The sequence below is a fragment of the Maribacter sp. genome (genome assembly GCF_049667165.1).
GTDB lineage: Bacteria > Bacteroidota > Bacteroidia > Flavobacteriales > Flavobacteriaceae > Maribacter_A.
On record NZ_JBATHS010000163.1, the window covers coordinates 1 to 2,504 of the forward strand.

Consider the following 2,504-nt stretch of genomic DNA (forward strand, 5'->3'; position numbering starts at 1 on the left):
GAAACGAAGTGGTCGCAAAAAACAGCATATCACCGTCGCATGCAAACATCACAAAATCGATGGCCTCACAAGAACCAATGGATGATACTTCACAACAGATTATCGATATTTTGGAGGAATATGTTAAACCGGCTGTTGCCAGTGATGGTGGCAATATTCTATTTCAATCCTATGAAGTGGAGACCAAAACGGTCAATGTTATTCTACAAGGCGCTTGTAGTGGATGTCCTTCCTCGACCTATACCTTGAAGAATGGCATAGAAACCATGCTCAAGAATATGATGGGCGATAAAGTGCATGAAGTCGTTGCCTTAAACGGTTAATCTTTGTACTACTAATTAGCCATTCTACTTTTAATTTGCTAACTTTAAGAAAACGATTAAATATATATATTATGTCAATTTTAAAAGTTATCGAAGTATTAGCGAATTCAGATAAAAGTTGGGAAGACGCCACCAAAAAAGCGGTTTCCCAAGCTTCAAAATCCGTAAAAAATATACGCTCCGTGTATATTAAAGAACAAAGTGCCACCGTTAAGGATGGTGAATTGGATAATTTTAGGGTAAACGTGAAAATCACTTTTGAAGTAAAATAATCCTTTGTAATTCGAATCATGAAGGCGTCCAAAAAAGGACGCTTTTTTTTGGCCCCTACTTATCGATGTACATAGTGACCAGAAGCAAATAACGCTTTCCCTATCGCTTGCCCTGCAAAATGAAATCCTTTAAGTAGTAGGGTTCAAAATAGGCAACATCCTCAAAGTCCTTTTCCCTGAATTTCAGGAGAGATAAACGCCCCATTTCGCGTGAAGAGGGTACTATTCCCGTTTCATAAATCACATGCTCATGGCCAAGTACCTCAATGCATTTTTCGGCCCCGCTACCCAAGAACAATACCTTGCCCTTGTTCAAATAGTCATGGAACGAATGGGTATCGATAATCTCTGCCCGGGTCTCGCGCACCTCCTGAAGGGCTTTGTTGAACACCTGTGAATACACTTCCATTCTTCGTGCATCCAAAACCGGAATAATGAAATCGACCTCATAATCCTTGGCCTGTTCGGCCATACTCCTTAATGTTGAAATCGAAATCAATGGGATATCCAAAGCGAAACACAACCCTTTGGCCGCCGACACCCCTATGCGCAGTCCCGTATACGAACCCGGTCCTTTACTTACGGCCACCGCATCGAGATCAAACCTATCTAAGGAGGCTTCTTGCATGACCTCATCAATAAAGACATGCAATTGCTCAGAATGGGAATAATTTGGGGTATTGTGCTCTTTAATGGCAATCACGACGCCATCCTCGGCAATGGAAACAGAGCAATTGGTCGTAGCGGTCTCTAAGTTCAGGATCAAAGCCATAGCCCACAAATATAGTCCTAATGAAAAAATAAAAAAGCCCAATACATGAAAATCTATTGGGCCTATTTCTATTAAATGATGCTATCTACTCTAAGGTGATTGGAATGCCAAAATAGAATTCGAGTATTTTAAGTCTAAAAATATAGGCATACTTCGTTCTGACCACATCGGCCTCTGCATTGTCTATCCTAGCTTGTGCCTGACTATACTCGAAGGAATTCATCAGTCCTACTTCAAAACGTTCCCGGGCATATTCATATGCCAACCGTCTAGCCTCCAATGTTTTCTCAGCGGCTTCATACCCCTTGTAAAAAGTAGTGACATCGACATAAGCCTGATTTATGGTCGTTTCAAGATCCAATTTGTCCTGTTCGAACTGTAATTTGGTTTTTTCCAAACTGATCTTGGATCGGTTTACGCTATTCCTCGTACTCCACCCATTAAAAATGGGAATACTCAATTGTGCCCCATAAGAAATACCATCGAAAATCCACATTTGGTCTTTAAAATTAGGCGTATACGGAATTCCGCTGGCATCAGGAATTTGGGTAACATCCGAATATCGGGTTCCATACTGGAAAAACCCGGTTAATGTTGGCGCAAATGCCCCTTTGGCAATCTCAAGATCTTTTTCAGCCAGCTCAACATTCGATTTGGAGAATTTAATATCGTTCCTGAATTCCAGCGCCTTGGCAAAAATAGTCTTTGGAGAGTTGTTCAAAATAGCGGAAAGTGGAATATTGAAGGTCTCTTCTGATACGTCAAAATTCTCATAATCGGTAATCTGCAACAACTGGGCAAGATTAATCCTAGATATAAGTACCAAGCTCTCGTTGTTCACGATCTGTTGCTCCTGATTGGCCGCCGTGGCCTCTATTTCCAACAAATCCCCTTTAGGTACCACGCCTGATTCTACCAATTCCTTGGTGCGCTTCAGATCTTGCTCGGTTACGGCATATTGGGCCTTTGAAACCTTTAGCGCTTCTTTGTTCGATACGATTTGAAGATATGCATTGGCGACATTCAATTGGATGTCGTCCTTTAAATTATCCAATCGATATTGACTTGAAATGGCCGCCATTTTAGCCCTGTTCAACGTTTTGATGTTGCGTAACCCATTATAGAGAACAACGTTTG

Annotated in this window: 4 protein-coding genes; 2 read left to right on the forward strand and 2 right to left on the reverse strand. The window is 41.3% G+C overall.

Annotated features, from left to right (window positions below):
• Both WBM98_RS08385 and WBM98_RS08390 read left to right on the forward strand, forming a co-directional pair.
• On the forward strand, positions 1 to 323 hold a 323-nt coding region (locus WBM98_RS08385; protein WP_424365572.1), incomplete at its 5' end, for a NifU family protein.
• A gap of 71 nt (positions 324 to 394) precedes the next feature.
• On the forward strand, positions 395 to 595 hold the full coding sequence (locus WBM98_RS08390; protein ID WP_424365573.1) for a dodecin family protein: 201 nt from the start codon (positions 395 to 397) through the stop codon (positions 593 to 595).
• 100 nt (positions 596 to 695) lie between these two features.
• On the opposite strand, the gene tsaB is transcribed toward WBM98_RS08390, so the two are convergent.
• Positions 696 to 1,367 carry a tRNA (adenosine(37)-N6)-threonylcarbamoyltransferase complex dimerization subunit type 1 TsaB gene (gene tsaB / locus WBM98_RS08395; protein ID WP_424365574.1) on the reverse strand — a complete coding sequence of 224 codons (672 nt, stop codon included), beginning with the start codon at positions 1,365 to 1,367 and terminating at the stop codon, positions 696 to 698.
• Between the two features lie 85 nt (positions 1,368 to 1,452).
• The coding region (locus WBM98_RS08400) for a TolC family protein (RefSeq protein WP_424365575.1) at positions 1,453 to 2,504 on the reverse strand (1,052 nt) is incomplete at its 5' end.